General features: G+C 64.9%; 21 protein-coding genes and 1 pseudogene. 13 read left to right on the forward strand and 9 right to left on the reverse strand.

The annotated features are described in order from the left end of the window. Window positions 1–3 precede the first annotated feature (3 nt). Complete coding sequence (locus tag ABG80_RS19725) at window positions 4–933, reverse strand: hypothetical protein (protein ID WP_058089267.1); 930 nt, start codon at window positions 931–933, stop codon at window positions 4–6. A 483-nt stretch (window positions 934–1,416) separates the two neighbouring features. Between ABG80_RS19725 and ABG80_RS19730 the strand changes: the two are divergent. The 4 genes and pseudogenes from ABG80_RS19730 to ABG80_RS19745 all read left to right on the forward strand — a co-directional run bounded on the left by ABG80_RS19730 (window position 1,417) and on the right by ABG80_RS19745 (window position 5,563). Further along, a pseudogene (locus tag ABG80_RS19730) lies at window positions 1,417–2,052 on the forward strand (ANTAR domain-containing response regulator). 310 nt (window positions 2,053–2,362) lie between these two features. Next, window positions 2,363–3,586, forward strand: a complete 1,224-nt coding sequence (locus tag ABG80_RS19735) for a CmpA/NrtA family ABC transporter substrate-binding protein (protein ID WP_235513968.1) — start codon at window positions 2,363–2,365, stop codon at window positions 3,584–3,586. A gap of 251 nt (window positions 3,587–3,837) precedes the next feature. Next, entirely contained in the window at window positions 3,838–4,752 is a 915-nt protein-coding gene (gene ntrB, locus ABG80_RS19740; RefSeq protein ID WP_058089269.1) for a nitrate ABC transporter permease, read from the forward strand. Window positions 4,753–4,762: 10 nt separating this feature from the next. Continuing rightward, window positions 4,763–5,563: an ABC transporter ATP-binding protein gene (locus ABG80_RS19745; RefSeq protein WP_152987764.1), complete on the forward strand. Its 801-nt coding sequence runs from the start codon at window positions 4,763–4,765 to the stop codon at window positions 5,561–5,563. 118 nt (window positions 5,564–5,681) lie between these two features. Here ABG80_RS19745 and lgt read toward each other — a convergent pair whose 3' ends face one another. After that, window positions 5,682–6,500, reverse strand: a complete 819-nt coding sequence (lgt, locus tag ABG80_RS19750; RefSeq protein WP_058089271.1) for a prolipoprotein diacylglyceryl transferase — start codon at window positions 6,498–6,500, stop codon at window positions 5,682–5,684. Between the two features lie 79 nt (window positions 6,501–6,579). On the opposite strand from lgt, the gene ABG80_RS19755 reads away from it, so the two are divergent. Further along, on the forward strand, window positions 6,580–7,836 hold the full coding sequence (locus ABG80_RS19755; protein ID WP_058089272.1) for a putative Na+/H+ antiporter: 1,257 nt from the start codon (window positions 6,580–6,582) through the stop codon (window positions 7,834–7,836). A gap of 120 nt (window positions 7,837–7,956) precedes the next feature. Here ABG80_RS19755 and ABG80_RS19760 read toward each other — a convergent pair whose 3' ends face one another. Further along, entirely contained in the window at window positions 7,957–8,466 is a 510-nt protein-coding gene (locus ABG80_RS19760; RefSeq protein WP_058089273.1) for a MarR family winged helix-turn-helix transcriptional regulator, read from the reverse strand. A gap of 26 nt (window positions 8,467–8,492) precedes the next feature. On the opposite strand from ABG80_RS19760, the gene ABG80_RS19765 reads away from it, so the two are divergent. Continuing rightward, complete coding sequence (locus ABG80_RS19765; RefSeq protein WP_058089274.1) at window positions 8,493–9,905, forward strand: chloride channel protein; 1,413 nt, start codon at window positions 8,493–8,495, stop codon at window positions 9,903–9,905. Between the two features lie 10 nt (window positions 9,906–9,915). Here the strand turns inward: ABG80_RS19765 and ilvD are convergent, their stop codons facing one another. Further along, window positions 9,916–11,766: a dihydroxy-acid dehydratase gene (ilvD, locus tag ABG80_RS19770; protein ID WP_058089275.1), complete on the reverse strand. Its 1,851-nt coding sequence runs from the start codon at window positions 11,764–11,766 to the stop codon at window positions 9,916–9,918. 56 nt (window positions 11,767–11,822) lie between these two features. Continuing rightward, window positions 11,823–12,086, reverse strand: a complete 264-nt coding sequence (locus tag ABG80_RS19775) for a TIGR04438 family Trp-rich protein (protein ID WP_058089276.1) — start codon at window positions 12,084–12,086, stop codon at window positions 11,823–11,825. 115 nt (window positions 12,087–12,201) lie between these two features. Here ABG80_RS19775 and ABG80_RS19780 point away from each other — a divergent pair, with 115 nt between their 5' ends. Next, window positions 12,202–12,546, forward strand: a complete 345-nt coding sequence (locus ABG80_RS19780; protein WP_058089326.1) for a c-type cytochrome — start codon at window positions 12,202–12,204, stop codon at window positions 12,544–12,546. 155 nt (window positions 12,547–12,701) lie between these two features. Here the strand turns inward: ABG80_RS19780 and ABG80_RS19785 are convergent, their stop codons facing one another. Beyond that, window positions 12,702–14,540: an MFS transporter gene (locus tag ABG80_RS19785; RefSeq protein WP_058089277.1), complete on the reverse strand. Its 1,839-nt coding sequence runs from the start codon at window positions 14,538–14,540 to the stop codon at window positions 12,702–12,704. Window positions 14,541–14,839: 299 nt separating this feature from the next. Beyond that, window positions 14,840–16,822, reverse strand: a complete 1,983-nt coding sequence (acs, locus tag ABG80_RS19790; protein WP_058089278.1) for an acetate--CoA ligase — start codon at window positions 16,820–16,822, stop codon at window positions 14,840–14,842. Window positions 16,823–16,965: 143 nt separating this feature from the next. Here acs and ABG80_RS19795 point away from each other — a divergent pair, with 143 nt between their 5' ends. The 6 genes from ABG80_RS19795 (at window position 16,966) to ABG80_RS23880 (ending at window position 22,572) form a co-directional block, all read left to right on the forward strand. Continuing rightward, window positions 16,966–17,568, forward strand: a complete 603-nt coding sequence (locus tag ABG80_RS19795; RefSeq protein ID WP_058089279.1) for a TIGR00645 family protein — start codon at window positions 16,966–16,968, stop codon at window positions 17,566–17,568. A 12-nt stretch (window positions 17,569–17,580) separates the two neighbouring features. Then, window positions 17,581–18,120, forward strand: coding sequence for a DUF2062 domain-containing protein (locus ABG80_RS19800; protein ID WP_058089280.1), 540 nt, complete (start codon window positions 17,581–17,583; stop codon window positions 18,118–18,120). 102 nt (window positions 18,121–18,222) lie between these two features. After that, window positions 18,223–19,749: a fumarate hydratase gene (locus ABG80_RS19805; RefSeq protein WP_058089281.1), complete on the forward strand. Its 1,527-nt coding sequence runs from the start codon at window positions 18,223–18,225 to the stop codon at window positions 19,747–19,749. A gap of 166 nt (window positions 19,750–19,915) precedes the next feature. Continuing rightward, entirely contained in the window at window positions 19,916–21,250 is a 1,335-nt protein-coding gene (locus ABG80_RS19810) for a patatin-like phospholipase family protein (protein ID WP_058089282.1), read from the forward strand. A gap of 47 nt (window positions 21,251–21,297) precedes the next feature. Continuing rightward, window positions 21,298–22,380 carry an MBL fold metallo-hydrolase gene (locus ABG80_RS19815; protein WP_058089327.1) on the forward strand — a complete coding sequence of 361 codons (1,083 nt, stop codon included), beginning with the start codon at window positions 21,298–21,300 and terminating at the stop codon, window positions 22,378–22,380. 63 nt (window positions 22,381–22,443) lie between these two features. Continuing rightward, the gene (locus ABG80_RS23880; protein WP_268761015.1) at window positions 22,444–22,572 is read left to right on the forward strand and encodes a hypothetical protein; all 129 of its coding nucleotides are present in this window, start codon (window positions 22,444–22,446) and stop codon (window positions 22,570–22,572) included. A 126-nt stretch (window positions 22,573–22,698) separates the two neighbouring features. Here ABG80_RS23880 and ABG80_RS23310 read toward each other — a convergent pair whose 3' ends face one another. Together ABG80_RS23310 and clpB are read right to left on the reverse strand one after the other, a co-directional pair. After that, window positions 22,699–23,634, reverse strand: coding sequence for a PEP-CTERM sorting domain-containing protein (locus ABG80_RS23310; protein ID WP_058089283.1), 936 nt, complete (start codon window positions 23,632–23,634; stop codon window positions 22,699–22,701). A gap of 123 nt (window positions 23,635–23,757) precedes the next feature. After that, window positions 23,758–26,355 (reverse strand): ATP-dependent chaperone ClpB, encoded by a 2,598-nt coding sequence (gene clpB, locus ABG80_RS19825; RefSeq protein WP_058089284.1) that lies wholly within the window; start codon window positions 26,353–26,355, stop codon window positions 23,758–23,760. Window positions 26,356–26,450: the final 95 nt, after the last annotated feature.

The raw sequence follows: 26,450 nt of genomic DNA on the forward strand, positions 1-26,450 counted from the left end.
TGATCAGGCGGCGGCGTGGCGACGGGCCTTGCCAGCCAACAACAGCACACCCATGCCAGCCAGCAGCAGTGCGAGCGACTCGGCCTCGGGCACGACAGCAGCACTGCCCCAGACGCGGACAGCGGCGATCAGATCAGCGGAGGCCGCCGACCCGCCGCCATTGATGAAGCTGGTCTCATACCGACGTTTCAGGGAAGCGCTGTCGGCGCCGGCATCATCGCCGTAGGCCGCCACCCGGACCGAGTCCGTTGCAGGGAAGAAATTGATGGCGGCAGGGTCACCGTTGAAACTGGCGTACGGGTAGGGTTCGTTGAACGTGAATGGCGTCTGCCCCACTTTCAGCACGAAGGCGGCCGCAGCGTAATCCCCGTCGGGCAAGAGACTGGTCGGCGCGACGTGCTCGCCCGTCAGCGCGGCCTGGAGGTCAACGTCAGCCAGGAATGTCACCTTGGTCTTGGGCGACAGGGTGAAACCGTAGGCGTTATGGCCGGTGGTGTAGCCCACATTGCCATTGGCCAAGGCATCGAAGCGGACTTGGCGCCCCGCCACATCGGCCGTCGGGCTGGCGCGCCCGTCAACTTGCAGCGTGTAGGCACCGAGGGCCGACGACCCGCCGCGCTGCACCTGCCCGGCGACCCCACCCAGCGTTGCATGCCTGCCTTCGGCGGACAGATCCGTCAGGACCGGCATGAGGATGGCACGGGTGTCGACCAGCCGCTCGGCACTCCAGCCTGGAAGATAGGACTCGAGCACCACCTCCCCAGTGATCTCGGTGGAACGCCGATTCGAGAACTTGATGGATGGCGCGATGCCATCGGTCAGGTCGAGGTCTTCAAGGACGAAGGTGAGGCCCATGTTGGCAGAAGCCGTCGCGGTGGGCAGAACGGCGGCGTGCGCCGCGCCTGAAAGTGCGAGCGCTGCCGCCCACACCATGGGTGATCGATGTGTCATGTGAACTCCCTGGTTCGTGGAAATGAAGGATTTGTGACCTCGTCCACGGTCAGGCAGGCCATCGGTTCACCCAGCGCGAAGCCCCGCCGACAGGCGTCTGAGGCTGCCCGCGGCGGTTGCCGCCGCGATGCCCTCCCCCGAAGGCTTGACTCATGTGCGTGGCCGATCGCTGCCTGTGCCGGCGGATCAGATCTCGAAGGACCTTAGCACCCTCGATCCGGCGGCTCGCCCCCCGCCTCAAGGTGAATTTGTGCCAAACCCGCTCGGAATGTCAGCAATCGAATCAATGGCTGGCTGCCGCTTTTTTGAGGCTCGGCCGATCGGTCAGCGCAACGATGAGGCAGCACAGAGCTGCGCCAACGCCTGCACGACCCGAGGGCGGTGACTCGCTCAAGGCGTGTAGAGGACCACCAACACAAGTGCCCACCCACGTTGCAAGCGGCGCGGATGTTGCATGATCACCCCATGAGCATCGAAAAAGCGCAAGGGCTCCGCGTCGTCATCGTCCTGCCCGTCACCCTGTCCGTCGAACCCGACGACGACGAGGTGGCCGAGGTCGAGCGTTCGCGCATCCTGCGCCTGTCGCTGCTGGAAGCCGGCTACAACCTCGTCGCCACCCTGCCGGGCGACCGCTTCCTGCCCGAGCGGCTGGCCTAGATCCAGCCCGACCTGATCGTGGTAGACGCTGAATCGCAAGGCCGCGACATCCTCGAGCACGTGGTGATGGCCACGCGCGACGAGCGCAGGCCCATCGTGATGTTCACCGCCGACGAAGACACGAGCTACGTGCGCAAGGCCATCGCGGCCTGCGTCTCGGCCTATGTGGTAGCGGGCACGCCCACCGAGCACATCAAGCCGGTACTGGACGTGGCCCTGGCTCGCTTCGAGCACGAAGAGCGCCTGCGCAGCGAACTGGCCGATGCGCGCAGTCAACTGGAAGAGCGCAAGGTCATCGACCGCGCCAAGGGCCTGCTCATGACCCGCCAGGGACTGTCCGAGCAGGAAGCCTATGCGCGCCTGCGCAAGGCGGCCATGGGCCGCGGTCTGAAACTGGCCGAGGTGGCCCAGCGCCTGATCGACGCCGCCGACCTGCTGGGCTGAAACCCACGCTGTCGGTGCACGTCACCCCGGGACGGTGCGCCCGGGGCACCGCAACAGGGGCCCAAGCGCCCTTTCCTCGACGCCCCCCCCCCAGCGAAGCCAGCCTCAACCGAAGCTGGCACAGGCTTTGCAACGCCTCATGCAAGCAAGGTCAACGGCGACCTTGCGTGACTCGGGCGCTCGAAGATGAGGCCCGTGCTTGCGGACAAAGGTGTTTTCGCTGCGTGAAGCCAATGGCAGAGCGCGACGACGGCACCTTTTTGTTTTTCAACCAGGAAAGCTTTGCACCATGAATCAGCAGGACCCGAACATGACCCGCCGCACCATCTTGAAGAGCGCTGCTGCCGCCGGCGCTGTCGGTGCCCTCGCCTCCCTTTCTTCGGCGGTCTGGGCCGCCGGGTCCGACAAGCCGGAGCTGGAAGAAGTCAAGATCGGCTTCATCCCGCTGACCGACTGCGCGTCCATCGTGATGGCCTCGGTGCTGGGCTTCGACAAGAAGTACGGCATCAAGATCATCCCCACCAAGGAGGCGTCGTGGGCGGGGGTCCGCGACAAGCTGGTCAACGGCGACCTGCACATGGCTCACGTGCTGTATGGCCTGATCTACGGCGTGCAACTGGGCATCGGTGGCCCCAAGAAGGACATGGCCGTGTTGATGAGCCTGAACCACAATGGGCAAGCCATCACTTTGTCGAAGGCCCTGGCAGACAAGAAGGCCGTCGATGGCGCCTCGCTGGCCAAGCTGATGAGCACCGACAAGCGCGAGTACACCTTCGCGCAGACTTTCCCGACCGGCACGCACGCCATGTGGCTGTACTACTGGCTGGCCACCTACAGCATCCATCCGATGAAGGATGCCAAGGTCATCACCGTTCCCCCGCCGCAGATGGTGGCCAACATGCGCGTGGGCAACATGGACGGCTACTGCGTGGGCGAGCCCTGGGGCCACCGCGCCATCATGGATGGCATCGGCATCACGGCGGTGACGACCCAGGACATCTGGCAGGATCACCCCGAAAAGGTGCTGGGCTGCACCGATGAGTTCACCAAGAAGTACCCCAACACGGCGCGCGCCGTGATGATGGCGGTGCTCGAGGCCAGCAAGTGGATCGACGCAGGCCTGCAGAACAAGCTGAAGATGGCCGAAACCATCGCCGCGAAGTCCTACGTCAACACCGGCGTCGATGCCATCAACCAGCGCATCCTGGGGCGCTACCAGAACGGCCTGGGCAAGACCTGGGACGACCCCAACCACATGAAGTTCTTCAACGACGGCAAGGTCAACTTCCCGTACCTGAGCGATGGCATGTGGTTCCTCACGCAGCAAAAGCGCTGGGGCCTGCTCAAGGACCACCCCGACTACCTGGCGGTGGCCAAGCAGGTCAACAAGGTCGACCTGTACAAGCAGGCGGCCAGCGCGCTGAACGTGCCGGTACCCAAGGACCCGATGCGCACCTCCAAGATGATCGATGGCGTGGTCTGGGACGGCAAGGACCCCAGGAAGTACGCCGACGGTTTCAAGATCAAGGTCTGAGCCCCTCACCGCCTTGAGTTCCGGTTGCAAGCCCCCCGGTTCGACGTCTTCACCCGTTCACCACCGAGCCCCGCTGAGGCCGGCCCGACAGAGCGCCCAACGATGGCACCGCCCCTCCCTCGCGGGAGGCGGCCGGTCATCCCGATGAAGGATGGCTCATCAGGCCAATTTCTTGCAGACGCCGAGCCGGGAGGGGCCTTGCGCCCACCCCGTTCCAGACCTCTCTCCCTGATCCACCAAAGGAGCCCGCCATGGTCAGCGCCGTATTTCACAGCCCCTCCGATGCCAGCGACGCCCTGCGCGCCGACAAGGCCTGTGCCAAGCCCCCCCTCACACCCATGACCGCTGTTTCCGCCCCCACCGCCACGGCCTGCGCTCAACCCGCCAGGGCACCATTCGACTGGGCAGGCTGGGCGCTGAAGCTCCTCTCGCCTGTGGCGGGCCTGGCCCTGCTGGTGGGCATCTGGGCCCTGCTCACCATGAAGAGCACCACCTTTCCCACCCCGCTGCAGACCTGGGACGCGGCGGTGGTGCTGTTCTCCGACCCGTTCTACAGCAACGGCCCCAATGACCAGGGCATCGGCTGGAACATCTGGTTCTCGCTCAAGCGCGTGGCGATGGGCTTCGGCCTGGCCGCGCTGGTGGGCATCCCGATGGGCTTCATCATCGGTCGATCGCAGGTGATCGGCGGCATGCTCAACCCGATCATCAGCCTGCTGCGCCCTGTCTCGCCGCTGGCCTGGTTGCCCATCGGCCTGCTGGTGTTCAAGTCGGCCGACCCGGCAGCCATCTGGACCATCTTCATCTGCTCGATCTGGCCGATGATCATCAACACCGCTGTGGGCGTGCAGCGCGTGCCCGAGGACTACCTCAACGTGGCCAAGGTGCTGAACCTGAGCGAGTGGAAGATCGTCACCAAGATCCTGTTCCCCTCGGTGCTGCCTTACATGCTGACTGGCGTGCGCCTGTCGGTGGGCACGGCCTGGCTGGTGATCGTGGCGGCCGAGATGCTGACCGGCGGCGTGGGCATCGGCTTCTGGGTCTGGGACGAGTGGAACAACCTGAACGTCCAGCACATCATCATCGCCATCTTCGTGATCGGCATCGTCGGCCTGCTGCTGGAAAACGCCCTCGTGGCCATCGCCAAGCGCTTCAGCTTCGAGTAAGGAGATCACCATGTCCGCATTCATCGACATCAGCCAGGCCGAGATGGTGTTCAACACCAAGAAGGGCCAGTTCCACGCGCTGCGTGAGATCAACCTGCAGATCAACCAGGGCGAGTTCATCGCGCTGATCGGTCACTCGGGCTGCGGCAAGTCCACGCTGCTGAACCTGATCGCCGGACTGCTGACGCCTACGAGTGGCGGCCTGATCTGCGACAGACGCGAGATCGCCGGCCCCGGCCCCGAGCGGGCGATGGTGTTCCAGAACCACTCGCTGCTGCCCTGGCTGACCTGCTTCGACAATGTCTACCTGGCGGTGGAACGGGTGTTCGGCGCCAAGGAGAGCAAGGCCCAGCTCAAGGCCCGCACCCAGGCCGCGCTGGAGCTCGTGAACATGGCCCACGCCACGCAGAAGCGCCCGGGCGAGATCTCCGGCGGCATGAAGCAGCGCGTGGGCATCGCCCGGGCCCTGGCGATGGAGCCCAAGGTGCTGCTGATGGACGAGCCCTTCGGTGCACTCGATGCGCTCACGCGTGCCCACCTGCAGGACGAGCTGCTCAAGATCGTGGCCCGCACCAGCAGCACCGTGGTGATGGTGACCCACGATGTGGACGAGGCGGTGCTGCTGTCAGACCGCATCGTGATGATGACCAACGGCCCGGCCGCCACCATCGGCGAGGTGCTGGAAGTGCCCCTGGTGCGCCCGCGCAACCGCGTCGAGCTGGCCGAGGACGCCACCTACATGCACTGCCGCAAGGCCGTGCTGGACTTCCTCTACACCCGCCACGGCGTGGCGCACCAGCAAGCCGCCTGAGTTCCCCGTGAGGGCTGGCACAGCGTTTGCAAATGCTCCAGCGGCCAGCGGTTTCGTGCGAAGCCGGTGGTCTTCCTCAGCGGGGGTCCGTGGGTTTGCGAAGACGCCACCGACCCTTTTACGCCCCCTGTCCTCCCGGACGGGGGGCATTTTTTTGGGCCACACCCCAAATCAGGGCGCCCAGCACGATCATCGGCACGCACAGCCACTGGCCCATGCTCATGTTCAGCGCCAGCAGGCCCAGGAAGCTGTCGGGCTCGCGGAAATACTCGGCCACGAACCGGAAGACGCCATAGCCGAACAGGAAGGCCCCGGCCACCGCCCCTTGCGGACGCGGGCTGCGCGCGTACCACCACAACAAAACGAACAAGGCCAGCCCTTCCAGCCCGAACTGGTAGAGCTGCGACGGGTGGCGGGCGACGTCGGTGCCGGACTGAGGAAAGACCATCGCCCAAGGCAGGCTCGGATCGGCCGCACGCCCCCACAACTCGCCGTTGATGAAGTTGCCGATGCGCCCTGCCGCCAGTCCCACCGGCACACAGGGCGCCACCAGATCGGCCACCTCGAAAAACGAGCGCTTGCGACGCCAGGCGAACACCCACATGGCCAGGATCACGCCGATGAGCCCGCCATGAAAGGCCATGCCGCCCTGCCAGACGGCCAGGATTTCACCTGGGTGGCTGAAGTAATACGCGGGCTTGTAGAACAGCACATAGCCCAGCCGACCACCCAGGATCACACCCAGCACGCCGAAGAACAGCAGGTCCTCGATGGTTTCGCGCGTCCAGCCCGCCTCCGCGTACCAGGGGCGTTTGACGCGCTGAGCCGCCAACAGGTAGAACATCGAGAAAGCCGCCAGGTAGGTCAGGCCGTACCAGTGGATCTGCAGGGGCCCCAGAGACAGGGCGATCGGGTCGAATTGGGGGTGCGTCAGCATGGCGCGAACGATACCGCATGTGAGCGTGCACAACGGCGGCGCGACAGACCTCACCCGGGGCGCTGCTACGATCCCGCGCATGCATCCGACCACCATCCAGATCATCGGCGCCGTGCTGTTCGGCATCGCCTTGCTTCACACGTTCTCGACCAAGTTCTTCGAGCACCTGGCCCACACGCGGCCCGCCCACGCAGGCCTGTGGCACTTCCTGGCCGAAGTCGAGGTGGTGTTCGGCTTCTGGGCCATGGTGCTGATGGTGTTGATGTTCGCGGTCAACGGCAAGGAGGAGGCCGTCCACTACCTGGACAGCCGCAACTTCACCGAGCCACTGTTCGTCTTCGCGATCATGGTGGCGGCCGCCAGCAAGCCCATCATTCAGCTTGCCGGTCTGCTCACTCGCATCCTGACAAGGTTGATCCCGCTGCCTGGGGCCATGGGCCTGACACTGGTGATCCTGGCTTTTGTGCCGCTGCTGGGCTCCTTCATCACCGAGCCGGCCGCCATGACCCTGGCCGCGCTGCTGCTGCGCGATGGGCTGTTCAAACTGGGCATTTCAGAGCGCCTCAAGTACGCCGTGCTGGGCGTGCTGTTCGTCAACGTGTCGATCGGGGGCACGCTCACGCCTTATGCCGCGCCGCCCGTGTTGATGGTGGCCAGCGCCTGGGGCTGGGACCTGGGCTTCATGCTCACGAACTTCGGCTGGAAGGCGGCCCTGGCGGTCGGCCTGAATGCCACCGGGCTGGTGGTGCTTTTCGCACGGGAGTTCATCCGGCTGCGCCCCGCTGTCGGCTCACCCGAGCCGATGCCGCCCCTGCCGGTCACGGTCATTCACCTGGCCTTCCTTGCAGGCATCGTCGCCTTTGCGCACCACGCAGCGGTGTTCCTGGCGCTGCTGCTGTTCTTCCTGGGTTTCATGAACGCTTACCAGCGCCACCAGTCGCCCCCGATCCTGCGCGAAGGGTTGATGGTGGCGTTCTTCCTGGCCGGCCTGGTGGTGCTTGGCGGGCAACAGCAGTGGTGGCTCGAGCCCTTGCTGCTGAGCATGAACAGCGACGCGGTGTACTACGGCGCCACCGCGCTGACCGCCATCACCGACAACGCTGCCCTGACTTACCTGGGTTCCCTGGTGCCAGGCCTGAGCCCCGAGTTCAAGTACGCGCTCGTGGCCGGCGCCGTCACGGGCGGTGGCCTGACACTGATCGCCAACGCCCCGAACCCGGCCGGCGCGGCCATCCTCAAGGGCGACTTCCACGAGCAGTCGATCAACGCGCTGTCGCTGTTTCTCTCTGCAGCAGGCCCGACCGTGGTCGCCATGGTCTGCCTCAAGCTGATTTGAGCCCTCAAAAAAAAGACCCCGACACGCGGGGTCTGAAAACGCTCTTTTGATCCACCCCGGCACTCGCGCATCGGGACCGTGCAGATTATATTTGCACAAATGCAATGGGCGCCATCGATTTCAAAGTTGCGCGAGCGGGGTGGTCGCCGCTTCGGCAGCATCGGGCACGGCCAACCCTCGGATCACCTGATCCAGGTCGGACTGCAAGCGCAGCAAGGTGGCGTCGTCCAGGGAGTCCAGCGCGTGCGGCAGCACCCCTGCCCACGGACCGGGCACACGGCCCAGGACCGCCAGCGCTTCTTCGGTGACAAACAGCGACACGGCCCGTCGATCGGCGCCGGAGCGCTCGGAACGCATCAGGCCCTTGCTCACCAGCCCCCTCACCAGGTTGCTTGCAGTGGGTTGGCGGATGTCCATGGCCTGCGCCAGTTGCCCCACCCCGATGCCCGGCGACTCGGCCACCACGCTCAAGGCCCAGACCTGCGCCCCACCCAGCCCACTTTCGTGCTCGACCTGGCTGAAGTGCGTCTTGACGGCATTGAAGATCACGCGGAACTGCCTGAGCACCTGCCTGGAGGGCACGGGCACGTCGGTTGCATCCTGTGCGGGGGTGTCGGGCGAATGGGTCATGAGGGGATGAAAACGGTGTCAACACGATGAGCGAGCGTTCTTCTTCCGAATTCGACACCGATTCGGGCGCCGGTGGCGGGACAGCCGACTCGCTCAGCCGTGAATTATCGGATTGGCGCGCCTGGGCTGCGCGGCTGGTGATCATCGGGTTCGCCGTGTTGTCGGGTCTGGCTGTCATTGGGCTGACCTGGCTGAGCGAAGCGGCATTGCACACGTTTTTTGCGCTGCACACCGCTCAGCCCTGGCTGGTGCTGCTGTGGACACCCGCCCTCACCGCCGGCATCGTCTGGTTGACTCGGCGCTGGGCCCCGGGGGCCGCAGGCTCGGGCATCCCTCAGGTGCTGGCCGCTCAGCACGAAGACATCGCGCCCGAACAACGGCGGCTGTTCGTGTCGTTGAGGCTGTCCGTGGCCAAGGTGCTGCTGACCTCTGCGGGCTTGCTCGCGGGCTTGTCAACGGGCCGCGAAGGCCCTTCGGTGCAGGTGGCGGCAGGTGTCATGCACCACGCGCGGCGATGGCTGCCTCAACGCAGCCACATCAATGAGCGAGGCCTGCTGGTGGCGGGCGGCGCAGCAGGCGTGGCTGCTGCGTTCAACACGCCGCTGGGCGGGGTGGTTTTTGCCATCGAGGAGCTCTCGCGCCGCCCTGAAGACCGCGCCAGTGGCCTGCTGATCGCCGCCATCGTGATCGCCGGTCTGGTGGCGGTCTCGGCATTCGGCAGTGGCACCTACTTCGGGCGCATCCAGGTCGAGACCATTGGCTGGGGCATGTTGCTGCCTGGCCTGGCCGTCACGCTGGCATGCGGTCTGGCGGGTGGCCTGTTCTCCCGCCTGCTCAGTTGGGCCCTGAGCCCTGGGCAAGACCGGTTTCGCCGCTTCCGCCAGAGCAGGCCCTGCCTGTTTGCCGCAGCTTGCGGCCTGGCGGTGGCAGCCATCGGCCTGGCCAGCTCTGGCCACAGTTTCGGCAGCGGCTACATGGCCACCCGCCAGATGCTCGAAGGCCAGGACGCCACCCAGGGCCTGGACACGGCGCTGCGTTTTCTGGCGACCTGGTTGTCGGCAATTTGCGGTGTGCCAGGGGGCATCTTCGCGCCTTCGCTGACGATGGGCGCGAGCATCGGTCACGAGGTCGCTTCGCTGACGTCGGACCCCAAACCGGTGCTGATTGCGATCGGCATGGCGGCGTTCCTGGCGGCGGTCACGCAGGCGCCGCTGACGGCTTTCATCATCGTCATGGAGATGGTCGATGGGCACGCCATGGTGCTCAGCCTGATGGGCTCGGCGATGCTGGCGGCAGCCCTGTCTCGCTTGATCGCCCGCCCGCTCTACGACACGCTGGCCAGGCAGATGGTGGCCGCCGCCGTGGGCACCAACAAAAAGGCGCCCGCTTTCGCGGACGCCTCAGGGGAAGGCCCGGACTGCGCCGGCCCCAAGCGTTGAAGGCCGAGCTTCAGCGCTGCAGTTGAGACAGGTCGCGCACGGCGCCGGTGTCGGCCGAGGTGGTCAGCAAGGCGTAGGCCTGCAGCGCGGCCGAGACCTGGCGCTGGCGGTTGGCCGGCTTCCAGGCGTTGGGGCCCTTGGCTTCCATGGCTTGGCGGCGGCGGCTCATTTCTTCGTCGCTGATGGCCAGGTGAATGCGGCGGTTCGGGATGTCGATCTCGATGGTGTCGCCGTTCTCGACCAGGGCGATGGCGCCACCCTGCGCCGCTTCGGGCGAAGCGTGGCCGATGGACAGACCCGAGGTGCCGCCGGAGAAACGACCGTCGGTCAGCAGCGCGCAGGCCTTGCCCAGGCCGCGGCTCTTCAGGTACGAGGTGGGGTAGAGCATTTCCTGCATGCCGGGGCCGCCCTTGGGGCCTTCGTAGCGGATGACGACCACGTCGCCAGCCTGCACCTCTTCACCCAGGATGCCTTCGACCGCATCGTCCTGGCTCTCGTAGACGCGGGCCTTGCCACTGAAGGCCCAGATGGACTCGTCGACACCAGCGGTTTTGACGATGCAGCCCTTCTCGGCGATGTTGCCGTAGAGCACGGCCAGGCCGCCATCTTGCGTGAAGGCGTTTTCCTTCGAGCGGATGACGCCTTTGGCGCGGTCGAGGTCGAGCGCCTTCCAGCGACTGTCCTGGGAGAAGGCCACCTGCGTGGGGATGCCGCCCGGCGCGGCCTTGTAGAAGGTGTGCACGGCCTCGTCCTGGGTGACGGTGACGTCCCAGTTGGCGATGGCCTCGGCCATGGTTTTGCTGTGCACGGTGGGCACATCGGTGTGCAGCAGGCCGCCACGGGCCAGCTCGCCCAGGATGGCCATGATGCCGCCGGCACGGTGCACGTCTTCGATGTGCACGTCGGGCACGGCCGGGGCCACCTTGCTCAGGCACGGCACCTTGCGCGACATGCGGTCGATGTCGGCCATGGTGAAAGGCACCTCGGCCTCGCGTGCTGCGGCCAGCAGGTGCAGCACGGTGTTGGTCGAGCCGCCCATGGCCACGTCGAGCGCCACGGCGTTCTCGAAGGCCTTGAAGTTGGCGATGTTGCGCGGCAGCACGCTGAAGTCGTCCTGCTCGTAGTGGCGCCTGGCCAGGTCGACGATGGTGCGGCCGGCCTTGCGGAAGAGCTTTTCGCGGTCGGCGTGGGTGGCGACGATGGTGCCGTTGCCCGGCAGGGACAGGCCCAGGGCTTCGGTCAGGCAGTTCATCGAGTTGGCGGTGAACATGCCCGAGCACGAACCGCAGGTCGGGCAGGCCGAGCGCTCGACCATGGCCACTTCTTCGTCGGAGCAGTTCTTGTCAGCGGCCTTGACCATGGCGTCCACCAGGTCCAGGGCAATGACCTTGCCTTCGATCTTGGCCTTGCCGGCTTCCATCGGGCCGCCAGAGACGAACACGACGGGGATGTTCAGGCGCAGGGCGGCCATCAGCATGCCCGGGGTGATCTTGTCGCAGTTGGAGATGCACACCAGCGCGTCGGCGGTGTGGGCGTTGACCATGTACTCCACGCTGTCGGCGATCAGGTCACGCGAGGGCAGCGAATACAGCATGCCCCCGTGGCCCATGGCAATGCCGTCGTCCACCGCGATGGTGTTGAACTCTTTGGCCACGCCGCCAGCGGCTTCGATTTCACGCGCGACCAGCTGACCCAGGTCCTTCAGGTGCACGTGGCCAGGCACAAACTGCGTGAAGCTGTTGGCGATGGCGATGATGGGTTTTTCAAAGTCACCGTCCTTCATGCCGGTGGCGCGCCACAGGGCGCGTGCACCCGCCATGTTGCGGCCGGCGGTCGAGGTGCGGGAACGGTATTGGGGCATGAGGGGCTCCGGAAAGCGCGGTATGGGGAACCCGCGATTCTAAGCCCCCACCCTGGTCAGCGACGGCGCCCCGGCTTCTGCAAACCCAGTGCGTCCAGGGCTTTCTGCCGACGGGCTTCGCGCTTGGCGTCCACCTTTTCCATGGCCTTGCGCTGGGTGTGACCGGACGCGTCGGACCAGCCCCACCAGACCACGGCCAGCCCAAAAGGCACCAGGATGAACCAGGCCTTGCCGAATCCTGCCCAGGCCCACTCGCCCACCGGACCGATGCCGGCCAGGTTCATCACCAGCATGGCGACGCCGATTGCCACGAACCACATGAGTCATTCACCTTTGTTGGCCTGTGGCACACCGCCCCCAGGCGGTCGTCCGAAATCGGCCCTGCTGCGTTTATAAATCACCTTCTTGCACAGGAGACCCCGGATGTTTGCTGCGATGACGATTTCCCGCACCTTGACGCGCCCCCTCGCCCCCGCCCTGCTGGGCGCTGCGCTGATGACCCTGAGCGCCCTCGCACCGGCCCACGCCAGCGAAGACCTCGCCCGCCAGAAGGCCTGCCTGGCCTGCCACCAGGTCAACAAGGCGGTGGTGGGCCCCTCTTTTGCCGACATCGCCAAAAAATACAAGGGCAACAAAAAGGCCGTCGAGCAACTCGCGGCCAAGGTTCGCAAGGGTGGTGGCGGCGTCTGGAACATGCCCATGGGGCCCATGCCCGCACAAGGTCAGGTCAACGAAGCCGAGGCCAAGCAACTCGTGACCTGGATCCTGGCAACCAAGTGATTTCGTCACGCCGCGGCTGAGGCGCTCGCCCACGAAAAAGGCCCCGCGATGCGGGGCCTTTGAGTTTGCACGGAGTCATCCGTCCGAAGTGCCCTGGCGGATCAGCCTGGGCAGGCCTGCCGGACTTGTGATCCGGCAGGGCATCGGCGCAGAAATCAGTCGCCGGCGTAGATGTCCACGTCCTTGGTTTCACGCACGAACAGCAGGCCGATCACGAAGGTGACCATGGCGATGATGATCGGGTACCACAGGCCGTTGTAGATGTTGCCCGTCTGGGCCACGATGGCAAAGGCCGTGGTCGGCAGCAGGCCGCCGAACCAGCCATTGCCGATGTGGTACGGCAGGGACATCGAGGTGTAGCGGATGCGGGTCGGGAACATCTCCACCAGCATGGCGGCGATCGGGCCGTAGACCATGGTCACGTAGATCACCAGGATGGTCAGGATGGCCACGATCATCGGCTTGTTCACCTTGGCAGGGTCTGCCTTGGCGGGGTAGCCGGCCTTCTTGAGCTCGCCGGTGACGGCCTTCTTGAACTGGCCGTCGATGACCTTGGCTGCCGCAGCCTTCGGGTCCTTGTCGAACGCAGCCAGGGCGGCGGCGGCCTCCTTGGCGGCCTTCTCGGCGTCCTTGAGCTTGGTGGCGGCGTCGGCACCGGTTGCGGCCTTGGCTTCGGCGACCTTGGCGATGGCAGCGTCGTTGGCCTTGGCAGCGGCTTCCTTGGCGGCCGGCACGTCGGCGTCGGTGACCTTGGTCGGCGAGTAGCTGTTGATGGCCACTTCACCCACCTTGATCACGGCGGTCGAACCAGCAGGGCCCGCCACGTTCTCGTAGTTGACCGAGCCGGTGGCCAGCAGTTGCTTGGCGATGTCGCAGGAGCTGGTGAACTTCGCCGTGCCCGTCGGGTTGAATTGGAACGAGCACTCGGCCGGATCAGCAACCAGGGTCACCGGAGCGGAGGTCTGGGCCTTTTCCAGGTCGGGGTTGGCGTAGTGGGTCAGCGCCTTGAACAGCGGGAAGTAGGTCAGCGCCGCGATCAGGCAGCCCGCCAGGATGATGGGCTTGCGGCCGATCTTGTCCGACAGCGAGCCGAACACCACGAAGAACGGGGTGGCGATCAGCAGGGACATCGCGACCAGGATGTTGGCCGTTGCGCCATCGACCTTCAGCGTCTGCGTCAGGAAGAACAAGGCGTAGAACTGACCGGTGTACCAAACCACAGCCTGACCCGCGACCAGACCGACCAGGGCCAGGATCACGATCTTCAGGTTGCGCCACTGGCCGAAGGATTCGGTCAGCGGGGCCTTCGAAGTCTTGCCTTCAGCCTTCATCTTCTTGAAGGCCGGCGACTCGTTCATGCTCATGCGGATCCACACGCTGATGCCCAGCAGAGCCAGCGAGACGATGAACGGCACGCGCCAGCCCCAGTCAGCGAAGGCTTCTTCGCCGATCATGGTGCGGGTGGTCAGGATCACGATCAGCGACAGGAACAGACCCAGCGTGGCCGTGGTCTGGATCCAGGCGGTGTAGGCACCACGGCGGCCGTGAGGCGCGTGCTCGGCCACGTAAGTGGCGGCGCCACCGTACTCACCGCCCAGCGCCAGGCCTTGCAGCAGACGCAGGATGATGAGGATCACCGGCGCAGCCACGCCGATGGAGGCGTAGTTGGGCAGGATGCCGACGATGAACGTCGAGGCGCCCATCAGCAAGATGGTGACCAAGAAGGTGTACTTGCGACCGATCATGTCGCCCAGGCGACCGAAAACCAGCGCGCCAAAGGGACGGACGATGAAACCTGCGGCAAAAGCCAGCAAGGCAAAAATGAATGCCGACGTGGGGTCCAGCCCGGCAAAAAACTGTTTGGCGATGATGGCCGCCAAAGAACCGTACAAGTAAAAGTCATACCACTCGAAAACCGTGCCAAGGCTGGAGGCGAAAATCACCTTCTTTTCCTCGGCGGTCATCGGGGCGTTCGAAACGCTGGTTGTAGCCATGTCAAAAGCTCCTCGTCATTGCGGTGTTGGACCGCGCTTGTGGCGCTGTCCCCCCCTCAATCTAGTGGGCTGTGTGAAGTTTTGTATGAGGGGGAATGCTAGGGGGGTGGGGTTTTGCGTGATTTCTGTTGGTTAACCCCGCAAACCAATCAGATAACAAGATTTCTCAAATTGAACGACCGTGCGAAAACCTGTCGCTCGGGAATGGGCAGACACAGTTCAAACGTTTGAATCACGGACACGACAAAACCCGCCCCACCTTTTCAGGCGGGCCGGATTTCATGCACGACGCGGCAGCGTCAGTTGCTCTTGGCGAGCTGCTCCAGGATCGCCGGGTTCTCCAGCGTCGAGGTGTCCTGGGTGACGTCCTCGCCCTTGGCGATCACACGCAGCAGGCGCCGCATGATCTTGCCGGAGCGGGTCTTGGGCAGGTTGTCGCCAAAGCGGATGTCCTTGGGCTTGGCGATCGGGCCTATCTCCTGACCGACGTGGTTGCGCAACTCGTTGGCGAGCTTCTTGGCCTCTTCGCCTTCCGGACGGGGGCGCTTGAGCACCACGAAGGCACAAATGGCTTCGCCGGTGAGGTCATCCGGGCGCCCGACCACGGCGGCTTCGGCCACCAGCGGGTGCGACACCAGCGCAGACTCGATCTCCATCGTGCCCATGCGGTGCCCCGAGACGTTGAGCACGTCGTCGATGCGGCCGGTGATGGTGAAGTAGCCCGTTTGCGCGTCGCGGATGGCGCCGTCGCCCGCCAGGTAGTACTTGCCACCGAAGTCAGCCGGGTAGTAGCTCTTCTTGAAGCGCTCGGCGTCGCCCCAGATGTTGCGGATCATCGAAGGCCAGGGCTTGCGCACCACCAGCACGCCACCCTGCCCCCACGGCACTTCCTTGCCGGTCTCGTCGACCACGGCAGCGTCGATGCCAGGGAAAGGCAGCGAGCACGAACCGGGCGTGAGCGCATGGGCGCCGGGCAGCGGCGTGATCATGTGGCCACCGGTTTCGGTCTGCCAGAAGGTGTCGACGATGGGGCAGCGGCCGCCACCGATCTCGCGGTGGTACCACTCCCAGGCGGCCGGGTTGATGGGCTCGCCCACCGTGCCCAGCAGGCGCAGGCTGGTGAGGTCGAAGTTGCGCGGGTGCACTTCGGCAGCCGACTCGGCGGCCTTGATGAGCGCGCGGATGGCGGTCGGCGCCGTGTAGAAGATCGTGACCTTGTGCTTTTCGAGCATGCGCCAGAAGCGCGCGGCATCCGGGTAGGTGGGCACGCCTTCGAACACGAGCTGCGTGCCGCCGTTGGCCAGCGGGCCGTAAGCCACGTACGTGTGGCCCGTGACCCAGCCGATGTCGGCCGTGCACCAGAAGACGTCCGACGGCTTGTAGTCGAAGGTCCACTTCATGGTCAGCGCCGCGTGCAACAGGTAGCCGCCAGTGCTGTGCTGCACGCCCTTGGGCTTGCCGGTGGAGCCCGAGGTGTAGAGCAGGAACAGCGGGTGCTCGGCCTCGACCCACTCGGGTGCGCAGTAAGCTGGCTGCGCGGCCATGACCTCGTGCATCCACACGTCGCGGCCGGCGTTGAAAGCCACCTTGCCGCCGGTGCGGCGGAAAACAATGACCTGCTTGATGCTGTCGCAGCCACCCATGCCGAGGGCCTCGTCGACGATGGCCTTGAGCGGCAGGGTCTTGCCGCCACGCACCTGCTCGTCGGCGGTGATGACCATGACGGCGCCAGCGTCCTCGATGCGGTCACGCAGGCTCTGGGCCGAGAAGCCGCCGAAAACGACGGAGTGGGTGGCGCCAATGCGAGCGCAGGCCTGCATGGCCACGACGCCCTCGACCGACATGGGCAGGTACAGCACCACGCGATCGCCCTTTTTCACACCTTGTGCTTTCAGGGCATTGGCCAGTTGGCAGACGCGGGCCAGCAGGTCGCGGTAGGACACCTGGCTGACCTGGCCGTCGTCGGCCTCGAAGATGATGGCTGTGCGGTCTCCAAGACCGGCCTCGACGTGTCGGTCAAGGCAGTTGTACGAGGCGTTGATGAGGCCGTCGTCGAACCACTTGTAGAACGGGGCGTTGCTCTCGTCGAGCGCCCGGGTGAAGGGCTTGTGCCAGCTGAGGAATTCCTTGGCGAGGCGGCCCCAGTAGGCCGTGTGGTCTTGCTGGGCTTCGTCGACCAGCTTGTCGTAGGCTTGCCGGCTGCCGATGTGTGCGGCTTGGGCGAAAGCGGAGGGCGGGGGGTAGAGGTCGTGGGTCGGGTTGTTGGTTTGATTGCCAGTCATGGCAGGGCTCCTGATGGACGGTGCTTGTGGCACACGCTTGTCGAATTGGCCGGGCGGTTACGCTTTGGGCGTTCACCTTGCCAATCCAAGACCATGCTACTAACTCTAGAATTTGTTACTTCGGAATTACCCCCAAGGTCAGCATGAAACCGACCCAGCCCCCCAAAAAGGTCAATGCCTTGTCTTCTTTTATTTTTGCCAGCCGTTGGCTGCAATTGCCGCTTTATATCGGTCTGATCCTGGCCCAGTGCGTGTACGTGTTCCATTTCTGGGTGGAATTGGTTCACTTGATCGAGGCAGCCTTTGGCAGCCAGGAAGCACTGCTGGCCATTTTCCATGCCACCGGCCAGCCCGCCGACCACGGTCCCAAGCACCTCACCGAGACCACCATCATGCTGGTGGTGCTGGGCCTGATCGACGTGGTGATGATATCCAACCTGCTGATCATGGTGATCGTGGGTGGATACGAGACCTTTGTCTCGCGCATGAACCTCGATGATCACCCGGACCAGCCTGAATGGCTGGACCATGTGAACGCCTCGGTGCTCAAGGTCAAACTGGCCACTGCCATCATCGGCATCTCTTCGATCCACCTGCTGAAAACCTTCATCAACGCGCAGAACTACACGGACAAGGTGCTGATCGCCCAGACCGTGATCCACATCGCGTTCCTGTTCTCGGCCATGGCCATTGCCTACACCGACAAGCTGCTGCACCATGCCGCACCGGGGCACGAAAATCACTGACGCCACCACACGATGAGGACATCGCTTCGCAGGGCCGGCACGCTGACGCGCCGCAAGACCCGCACCAGTTGGGCCAAGGTGCGACGCCAGGCGCCCGGTAAGGACGAGATCCTGGCGTCGCCCTGGATGGCGCCGGTGCGGCCGCACCTGCAAGACGACCGCCTGTGGTGCCTGGATCGCCATGGCGTGGCGCGCGGGGTCGCCGCAGGGCTGTTCATGGGCTTGCTCATGCCGGTGGCACAGATCCTGTTCGCCGTGGCCGCCTCGGTGGTGGTGCGTGGCAACGTGCCGGTGAGCGCCGCCTGCACCCTGGTGACCAATCCACTGACGGTGCCGCCGATCTACTACGCCGCCTACCAGATCGGCGAGCGCGTGTTGCCAGACGCGCTGGACCTGAGCTGGCTGATGAGCGACGCCACCCACTGGCTGGGCCAGGGCCTGAACTGGGCCATTGCGCACGGCACGCCCCTGATGACCGGCCTGTTGATGCTGGCCACAGCGAGCGCGGCACTGGGCTTCGCGACGGTTCACTTGCTCTGGCGACGAAACTGAGCCGCAAAGCACTCGCTCCCCCTCGGCCAGACCTTGGCACAATGTCGGCTGTTTTTTGCCCCCACCACCCAGCCTCACTTTTGCCCCACAAAGGCCCCTGCCATGACGACCATTCGCCACGACGACCTCGTTGAAAGCGTCGCAGCCGCGCTGCAATACATCTCCTACTACCACCCGGCCGACTACATCGCCCACCTGGCGCGTGCTTACGAGCGCGAAGAGTCGCCCGCGGCGAAGGACGCCATTGCGCAGATCCTGACCAACTCGCGCATGTGCGCCGAGGGCCATCGCCCCATCTGCCAGGACACCGGCATCGTCAACGTGTTCCTGAAGATCGGGATGGGCGTGAAGTGGGAAGGCTTCGGCGCCCGCAGCATTCAAGATGCGGTGGACGAAGGCGTGCGCCGTGGCTACAACAACCCGGACAACAAGCTGCGCGCCTCGGTGCTGAGCGACCCGATCTTCGAGCGCAAGAACACCAAGGACAACACGCCGGCGGTGGTCTTCATGGAGCTGGTGCCTGGCGACAAGGTCGACGTGACGGTCGCGGCCAAGGGCGGCGGCTCGGAGAACAAGTCCAAGGTCTACATGCTCAACCCGTCCGACAACATCGTCGACTGGGTGCTGAAAACCGTGCCGACCATGGGCGCCGGCTGGTGCCCGCCTGGCATGCTGGGCATCGGCGTCGGTGGCACGGCCGAAAAGGCCGCGCTGCTGGCCAAAGAGTCGCTGATGGACGACATCGACATGTACGAGCTGCTCGAGCGCGGCCCGCAGAACAAGCTCGAAGAGCTGCGCATCGAGCTGTACGAGAAGGTCAACGCCCTGGGCATCGGCGCACAAGGCCTGGGCGGCCTGACCACGGTGCTGGACGTCAAGATCAAGACCTACCCCACGCACGCGGCCTCCAAGCCCATCGCCATGATCCCGAACTGCGCGGCCACCCGCCACGCCCACTTCGTGATGGACGGCTCCGGCCCGGTTTACCTCGACCCGCCGAGCTTGGACCTGTGGCCCAACGTGCATTGGGCGCCCGACTACAACAAGTCCAAGCGCGTTGACCTGAACACGCTGACCAAGGACGAAGTCGCCAGCTGGAAGCCGGGCCAGACCCTGCTGCTCAACGGCAAGATGCTGACCGGCCGCGACGCCGCTCACAAGCGCATCCAGGACATGCTGGCCAAGGGTGAGAAACTGCCCGTGGACTTCACCAACCGCGTCATCTACTACGTCGGCCCGGTCGACCCGGTGCGCGACGAGGTCGTCGGCCCCGCCGGCCCCACCACCGCCACCCGCATGGACAAGTTCACCGACATGATGCTGGAGAAGACCGGCCTCATCTCCATGGTGGGCAAGGCCGAGCGCGGCCCCGTCGCCATCGAGTCCATCAAGAAGCACAAGTCGGCTTACCTGATGGCCGTGGGCGGTTCGGCCTACCTGGTCTCCAAGGCCATCAAGGGCGCCAAAGTCGTGGGCTTCGAAGACCTGGGCATGGAAGCCATTTACGAGTTCGACGTGGTGGACATGCCCGTGACCGTGGCCGTGGACGCCGGCGGCACCAGCGCCCACATCGAAGGGCCCAAGACCTGGCAAGCCAAAATCGGCAAGATCCCGGTGACCGTGGCCTGAGGCCCTCCCCTGCCCGAGCAGGGGAAGCCACCACGACGAAGGGCCCCACCTGGGGCCCTTTTCCATTTGACGGGACGATGAAAACTCGGCCTTGCACCCTAGGGATGGAAGAGTGCGCCTCGCAGGCCTAGCGTTGCAGCCTCCAAGCCAACAACGGGAGAGCGCCATGTCGAACCTTGCCGCAGCGGACTTCCTGGCTCAGATCCAGGACCTGACGCCCGCCATCGAAGGCTTGCGCCTGGGCGAGTACAGCGATGTGCTCGACAGCCAGGGGAACCAGTACATCGACATCGTGATGGAAGGTGGCGGCACGCTGGGCTTGGCCCTGCTGGGCTACCTGCATGTGCTGGAACAGGTCGGCTTGCGCTTCATCGGCATTGGGGGCACGTCCGCAGGCGCCATCTCGGCGATCGCGCTCGCTGCTGCCAACCGCCCGGGCGAGCTCCGCGTCGAAAAGCTCATTGGCGCGCTGGCAAACATGCCCATGGCCGACTTCGTCGATGGTCACAAGGATGGCGACAAGGACGCCTTGACCGGGCTGCGCACCTGGCTCGATGACGACTCCAGCTCGATCAACAAGTTGTGGAAGGCCAGTCAGGTGCTGGATAACCTGCACGCCATCCATGCGCTCAACCGCGGCGAGGTCTTTCACCGCTGGATGGACAACTTGCTGCGCGACATGAACGGTGGCCAGCCGCTGACGGTGCAGCAGTTGCGCGTGCGCATGAACGACCTGCCAGCCCTGCTGGTGAGCCCTCAAGCCGACCCCAGCGACTTTCACCACGTACCGGACGCTCCGATCTGGGAGGTGGTCAATGGCACGCGGGTCCTGCTTCGCCGGCACAACCCCGATCAACTGTGCGTGGTGGCCGCGGACATTTCCACCGAGACCAAGGTGCACTTGCCCCAGATGGCAGCGATGTACTGGCATCAGCCCGACCAGGTGAACGTGGCCGACTTCGCGCGGGCGTCGATGTCGATCCCGGGCTTCTTCAGCACCTTCAAGGTGAAGTCCCTGCCTGCCGACGAAGCCCGCTCCCTTTGGCGTGGCCAGGAGTGGCCTGAGCGCTGCTATGAGGGCGACTTCCTGCCCGCCGTGCACCATTTCGTTGATGGGGGTGTGTTGTCCAACTTTCCCATCGACGCCTTTCACATCAGAAACCGCGTGCCGTTGCGGCCAACCTTCGGCGTGAAACTGCAATGGGATGAACACAAGCACGACATCCCTGGCGTGATGAAGGTGTTCAGCCAGTCCTTCAACACCGCTCGCCACGCGATGGACGCCGAGTTCATCAAACAGAACCCCGACCACAGCAGGCTGGTCGCCTACATCGACACCGAGGACATCAGCTGGCTGGACTTCGCGATGAACGACGAAACCAAGCTGCGCCTGTTTCGCATGGGTGCGCTGACCGCCGTCTCGTTCTTGCGCGGCTTCAACTGGCGCGACTACAAACGCGTTCGCCGCTCGCTGGCCGAGGCCTACACCTTGCGGGCGTGATGCCCGGCGCGCAGCGCGGTTGACCTGGCGCGCATAAGATGCGCCGCATGAAGAACCCGCACTTCAACCCTGCAAAGAAGCATCACCGACCTGACGGTTTTCAGAACAATTACCAGTCGTTTCGGGGCAAGCGCTGGCACGAGCTCCTGCGCTGGCGTTGGGAGGCCTGGCGCGCGGGGCACCCAAAGCCCCTGCAACAGCCGATTCCAGTGGCAAAACCCGACCTGCCGTTCATCCACGCCAACGCCAAGGCCGGACTGGCCATGCAACCGGCGGCGACCTGGATCGGGCACATCACGGTGCTGCTGCAGGTGGGCGGGCTCAACATCCTGACCGACCCGGTGTTCTCCGAACGCTGTTTTCCGGTTCAATGGGCTGGGCCCAAGCGACACACGCCGCCGGGGCTGGCGCTCCACGAGCTGCCCCACATCCACGTGGTGCTGCTGTCCCACAACCACTACGACCACCTCGATGACGGTTCGATGCAGGCCCTCAAACTGCAGGCCGGCGGCGCACCGCTGGTGATCTGCCCCCTGGGTCACAAGCACTGGTTCGCGCGGCGCGGCATGCACCGCGTGGTCGAGCTCGACTGGTGGGACACCCACGTGCTGGCAGCCACCGAGCACCGCGCCCGCATCCCGGTGACCTTGGTGCCGGCCCAGCACTGGTCGGCACGCACGGCAACGGATGCATTGCGCAGCCTCTGGGGTGGCTTCGTCATTCGTTCACCAGACTGTCACGTCTACTTCGCCGGGGACACGGGTTACTCGAAGGACTTCGTCGACATCCGCCGGCACTTTGCCCGCGACCACACACCGGAAAACGGTGGCGGCTTCGACCTCGCCTTGCTGCCCATCGGCGCATACGAGCCGCGCTGGTTCATGAAGGACCAGCACGTGAACCCCGGTGAGTCGGTTCAGATCTTTCACGACATCGGCTGCAAACGGGCGCTGGCGGTGCACTGGGGCACGTTTCAACTCACGGATGAGGCACTGGACGAGCCGCTCAGGGCCCTGGCTCGTGCATTGCACGCCCACGCCTTGCCCAGCGAGCGTTTCAAGGCCGCAGCGATCGGCGAGACGTGGCGCATCCCGCAGCGCGTTCGCAAGCACGAGGCCACTGAACCATGATTCGTGTCGTGCCTACCGCGTTGTTGATGGCCTTGATCGCGTGGGTGATCGCGCAGACCAACCGTGTCTGAGCTGTTCACCGCGACCCGGTCACCAGACCTCCTGGACGTCCTGGCGAACCTGCTGGGGGTGATCGCCTTCAGCTTGCTGGGTCGCAAACTGGCGAAGCGACAAGGGTGGTTGCGCGGCTGAGCTCCGCTGACACCGCACGCAACACCCGTGTGCGTGAAACCTGGATGCAAAAGCGCTCAAGTAAAGGACCGGTCATCACCATGAAAAAAGCCACCCGAAGGTGGCTTTTGGTGGGCACGCTGCCAATCAGCGCGCGCGACGACGGGCCACGGCCATCAGACCCAGGCCAGCCAGGGCCAGGGCCCATGTGCCGGGTTCGGGCACCGGGGTCAGGTTGATCGGCAGGGCCGTGGAAGCGCGGCCACCGATCTGAGCGCCGATGTTGAAGTAGGCTGTCTGCTCGGTGTTGCTGGTGTTGGCGAACACGGCGTAGAACTGACGCGAGTCACTGAGGGTCTGCTCGTAAGCAGGCACCACGACCGTCGAGTAGATGGGGTGGTTGTACCAATCCGGCTTCGAGTAGTCGTAGCCTTGGTAGGTCTGGTAGCTGTACTCACCACGCGCGTTGGCGTTGATGCTCAGGTTGTTGTTGGAGTTGCCAGAGACCGAGCCGGCCGGCGTCGGCAGGCTGTAGCTGAGGTTCATCCAGGTCGACGACGAGGCCGACTCGGTGTAGTCGCAGTAGTAAGAGGTTGTGCAGGCAGAAGGATTGGTCGCAGAAGCTTTGACCAGGGCGTCGGCCGTGATGATCAACACCGACTGGGCCGACAGCTTGATGCTGCCGTTGTAGTAGTAGCTGCTGCCGTTGCTGCTGACAGAGGCGCTGTAAGACGTGCCGGGGCCACCCGCCTCGCCCTGAACCGACAGGCTGTTCAGGCCGACCGACAGGCTGGCGGAGACCGTGTCCAGGTCACCGGAGGCCGTCTTGGTGTAGGTGCCCAGCCCGTTGCGGCTGTAGTTGTACGACTCGCTCGCAGACTGCGAGGAATCGGCGAGGTTGAACGACAGGGAGCCAGGCAGGCTGGCCAGGCTGAAGCCACTCACGGAAGCGTCCGTGGGGGTCAGGTCGATCACTTGGAACTGGATGTTGCTGATCGAGGCCGAGGCCGAAGACGCTGCGAACGCGGGAAGGGTGGCGGCGACGAGGGCACAAGCCAGGGCGACCGAACGAATGCGGATCATGCTTTCCTCCTGTTGGAATCGATACATTTGCGGGAGAAATGTAAAGGCAACCGAAGGGGCTGAGGCTCGGCCAAAAAGCCGAACCCCGCGCTTGGAGGAGAGCGCGGGGGGGGGTGATTCGCGTCAATGCACCGTCCGCTCGAACCCGAAGTTGCCCTCCGCATCCACCTTAACCGGGATGACGTCCTTCGGCCCGAACCGCCCTTGCAGGATCAGCTTGGCCACCGGGTTCTCGATGCGCTGCTGGATGGCGCGCTTCAAGGGCCGCGCACCGAACACCGGGTCGAACCCCACCTTGGCCAGCTCGGCCAGCGCTTCGGGCGAAACGTCGAGCTTCATCTCGAGCTGAGCCAGCCGCCCTTCCAGGCCCTTGAGCTGGATCTTGGCGATGGACTGGATGTTGGCCATGTCCAGGGCGTGGAACACCACCACCTCGTCGATGCGGTTGAGGAACTCGGGACGGAAGTGCTGCTTGACCTCCACCCACACCGCGTCCTTGATGTCTTCCGAAGGCTGCCCCGCCATCTGCATGATGTGGTGCGAGCCGAGGTTGGAGGTCATCACGATGACGGTGTTCTTGAAGTCCACGGTGCGGCCCTGGCCATCGGTGAGGCGGCCGTCGTCGAGCACTTGCAGCAGCACGTTGAAGACATCAGGGTGGGCCTTCTCGACCTCGTCGAGCAGCACCACGCTGTAGGGCTTGCGGCGCACGGCCTCGGTCAGCGTGCCGCCTTCTTCGTAGCCGACGTAGCCCGGGGGCGCACCGATCAGGCGGCTGACCGAATGCTTCTCCATGAACTCGCTCATGTCGATGCGGATGAGGTGCTCTTCGCTGTCGAACAGGAAGCCGGCCAAAGCCTTGCACAGCTCGGTCTTGCCCACGCCGGTGGGGCCAAGGAAGAGGAATGAGCCGTAAGGGCGGTTTGGGTCGGACAGACCGGCGCGCGAGCGGCGAATGGCGTCGCTCACGGCCACGATGGCCTCTTCCTGCCCCACCACTCGCTCGTGCAGCTTGTCTTCCATGGCCAGCAGCTTGTCGCGCTCGCCCTGCATGAGCTTGCTCACGGGGATGCCGGTGGCGCGTGCCACGACCTCGGCGATCTCCTCGGCGCCGACTTGCGTGCGCAGCAGCGTGGGCTTGCCACCGGCGCCTGCGCCCTTGGCGTTTTCCTTGTCCTGCGCGTCCTTGAGCTTCTTTTCCAGCTCGGGCAGCTTGCCGTACTGCAGCTCGGCGACCTTGTTGAAATCGCCCTTGCGCTTGAGCTCCTCGATCTGGAAGCGCATGCGGTCGATCTCCTCCTTGACCGTGGCCGAGCCCTGGGCCTGGGCCTTCTCGGCTTTCCAGACTTCTTCGAGGTCGGCGTATTCCTTCTGCAGCTTGGTGATCTCTTCTTCGATCAAGCCAAGGCGCTTGATGGAAGCTTCGTCCTTCTCGCGCTTGACGGCTTCGCGCTCGATCTTGAGCTGGATGAGGCGGCGATCCAGGCGGTCCAGCGCCTCGGGCTTGGAGTCGATCTCGATCTTGATCTTGGCTGCGGCCTCGTCAATCAGGTCGATGGCCTTGTCGGGCAGGAAGCGGTCGGTGATGTAGCGGTTGGAGAGCTCGGCCGCGGCCACGATGGCCGGGTCGGTGATCTCCACACCATGGTGCACCTCGTACTTTTCCTGCAGGCCGCGCAGGATGGCGATGGTGGCCTCGACCGTGGGCTCGCCCACCAGGATCTTCTGGAAGCGGCGCTCCAGGGCGGCGTCCTTCTCGATGTACTTGCGGTATTCGTCCAGCGTGGTGGCGCCGATGCAGTGCAACTCACCGCGAGCCAGGGCCGGCTTGAGCATGTTGCCCGCGTCCATCGCGCCATCGGCCTTGCCCGCCCCCACCATGGTGTGGATCTCGTCGATGAACATGATGGTCTGGCCTTCGTCCTTGGCCACTTCCTTGAGCACGTTCTTGAGGCGCTCTTCGAAGTCGCCACGGTACTTGGCGCCGGCCAGCAGCAAGGCCATGTCGAGCACCAGCACGCGCTTGTTCTTGAGCGAGTCGGGCACCTCGCCGGCGACGATGCGCTGGGCCAGGCCTTCGACGATGGCGGTCTTGCCCACGCCGGGCTCACCGATGAGCACGGGGTTGTTCTTGGAACGTCGCTGCAGCACCTGGATGGCGCGGCGGATTTCTTCGTCGCGGCCGATCACCGGGTCGAGCTTGCCGGCGCGGGCGCGCTCCGTGAGGTCAAGCGTGTATTTTTTCAAGGACTCACGCTGGCCCTCGGCTTCGGGGCTGTCGACCTTCTGGTCGCCACGAACGGACTTGATGGCGGTTTCCAGGGACTTGCGGGTCAAGCCGAAGTCGCGGGCCGTGACCGCGGTGTCACCCTTGTGATCGCACAGGGCCAGCAGGAACATCTCTGCGGCGATGTAGGCGTCGCCGGCCTTGTGGGCTTCTTTCTCGGCCCCTTGCAGCAGGCTGACGGTGTCGCGGCCTGCCTGCACCTGCTCGGCGCCTTGCACCTGGGGCAGCTTGTCGAGGCCCTTTTCCAGGGCGGTGGCCAGCGGGGCCACCTTGACCCCGGCCTTTTCCAGCAGCGCGCGTGGGCCGTCGTCCTGGCGGAGCATGGCCAGCAGGATGTGGGCCGGCTCGATGTAGGGGTTGTCGCGCGTGACCGCCAGGCTCTGGGCCTCGGTCAGGGCTTCCTGAAAGGTGGAGGTGAGTTTGTCGAGTCGCATGGGGCTCTCCTGGTGTGCTGAGGCCGAGTTGATCAGCCGATTGCTGCGCAGATGGAGGGCACGAGGCGGTTTTCAAGCCCCGGCCGCGGCCCAGG

It is taken from the genome of Aquabacterium parvum, assembly GCF_001447195.1.
Taxonomy (GTDB): Bacteria; Pseudomonadota; Gammaproteobacteria; order Burkholderiales; family Burkholderiaceae_C; genus Aquabacterium; species Aquabacterium parvum.

Coding starts and splice junctions, on each gene's coding strand:
- ABG80_RS19725 (WP_058089267.1), bottom strand. CDS start 933: ATGGTGTGGGCGGCAGCGCTCGCACTTTCAGGCGCGGCGCACGCCGCC.
- ABG80_RS19735 (WP_235513968.1), top strand. CDS start 2,363: ATGACCCGCCGCACCATCTTGAAGAGCGCTGCTGCCGCCGGCGCTGTC.
- ntrB (WP_058089269.1), top strand. CDS start 3,838: ATGGTCAGCGCCGTATTTCACAGCCCCTCCGATGCCAGCGACGCCCTG.
- ABG80_RS19745 (WP_152987764.1), top strand. CDS start 4,763: ATGTCCGCATTCATCGACATCAGCCAGGCCGAGATGGTGTTCAACACC.
- lgt (WP_058089271.1), bottom strand. CDS start 6,500: ATGCTGACGCACCCCCAATTCGACCCGATCGCCCTGTCTCTGGGGCCC.
- ABG80_RS19755 (WP_058089272.1), top strand. CDS start 6,580: ATGCATCCGACCACCATCCAGATCATCGGCGCCGTGCTGTTCGGCATC.
- ABG80_RS19760 (WP_058089273.1), bottom strand. CDS start 8,466: ATGACCCATTCGCCCGACACCCCCGCACAGGATGCAACCGACGTGCCC.
- ABG80_RS19765 (WP_058089274.1), top strand. CDS start 8,493: ATGAGCGAGCGTTCTTCTTCCGAATTCGACACCGATTCGGGCGCCGGT.
- ilvD (WP_058089275.1), bottom strand. CDS start 11,766: ATGCCCCAATACCGTTCCCGCACCTCGACCGCCGGCCGCAACATGGCG.
- ABG80_RS19775 (WP_058089276.1), bottom strand. CDS start 12,086: ATGTGGTTCGTGGCAATCGGCGTCGCCATGCTGGTGATGAACCTGGCC.
- ABG80_RS19780 (WP_058089326.1), top strand. CDS start 12,202: ATGACGATTTCCCGCACCTTGACGCGCCCCCTCGCCCCCGCCCTGCTG.
- ABG80_RS19785 (WP_058089277.1), bottom strand. CDS start 14,540: ATGGCTACAACCAGCGTTTCGAACGCCCCGATGACCGCCGAGGAAAAG.
- acs (WP_058089278.1), bottom strand. CDS start 16,822: ATGACTGGCAATCAAACCAACAACCCGACCCACGACCTCTACCCCCCG.
- ABG80_RS19795 (WP_058089279.1), top strand. CDS start 16,966: ATGAAACCGACCCAGCCCCCCAAAAAGGTCAATGCCTTGTCTTCTTTT.
- ABG80_RS19800 (WP_058089280.1), top strand. CDS start 17,581: ATGAGGACATCGCTTCGCAGGGCCGGCACGCTGACGCGCCGCAAGACC.
- ABG80_RS19805 (WP_058089281.1), top strand. CDS start 18,223: ATGACGACCATTCGCCACGACGACCTCGTTGAAAGCGTCGCAGCCGCG.
- ABG80_RS19810 (WP_058089282.1), top strand. CDS start 19,916: ATGTCGAACCTTGCCGCAGCGGACTTCCTGGCTCAGATCCAGGACCTG.
- ABG80_RS19815 (WP_058089327.1), top strand. CDS start 21,298: ATGAAGAACCCGCACTTCAACCCTGCAAAGAAGCATCACCGACCTGAC.
- ABG80_RS23310 (WP_058089283.1), bottom strand. CDS start 23,634: ATGATCCGCATTCGTTCGGTCGCCCTGGCTTGTGCCCTCGTCGCCGCC.
- clpB (WP_058089284.1), bottom strand. CDS start 26,355: ATGCGACTCGACAAACTCACCTCCACCTTTCAGGAAGCCCTGACCGAG.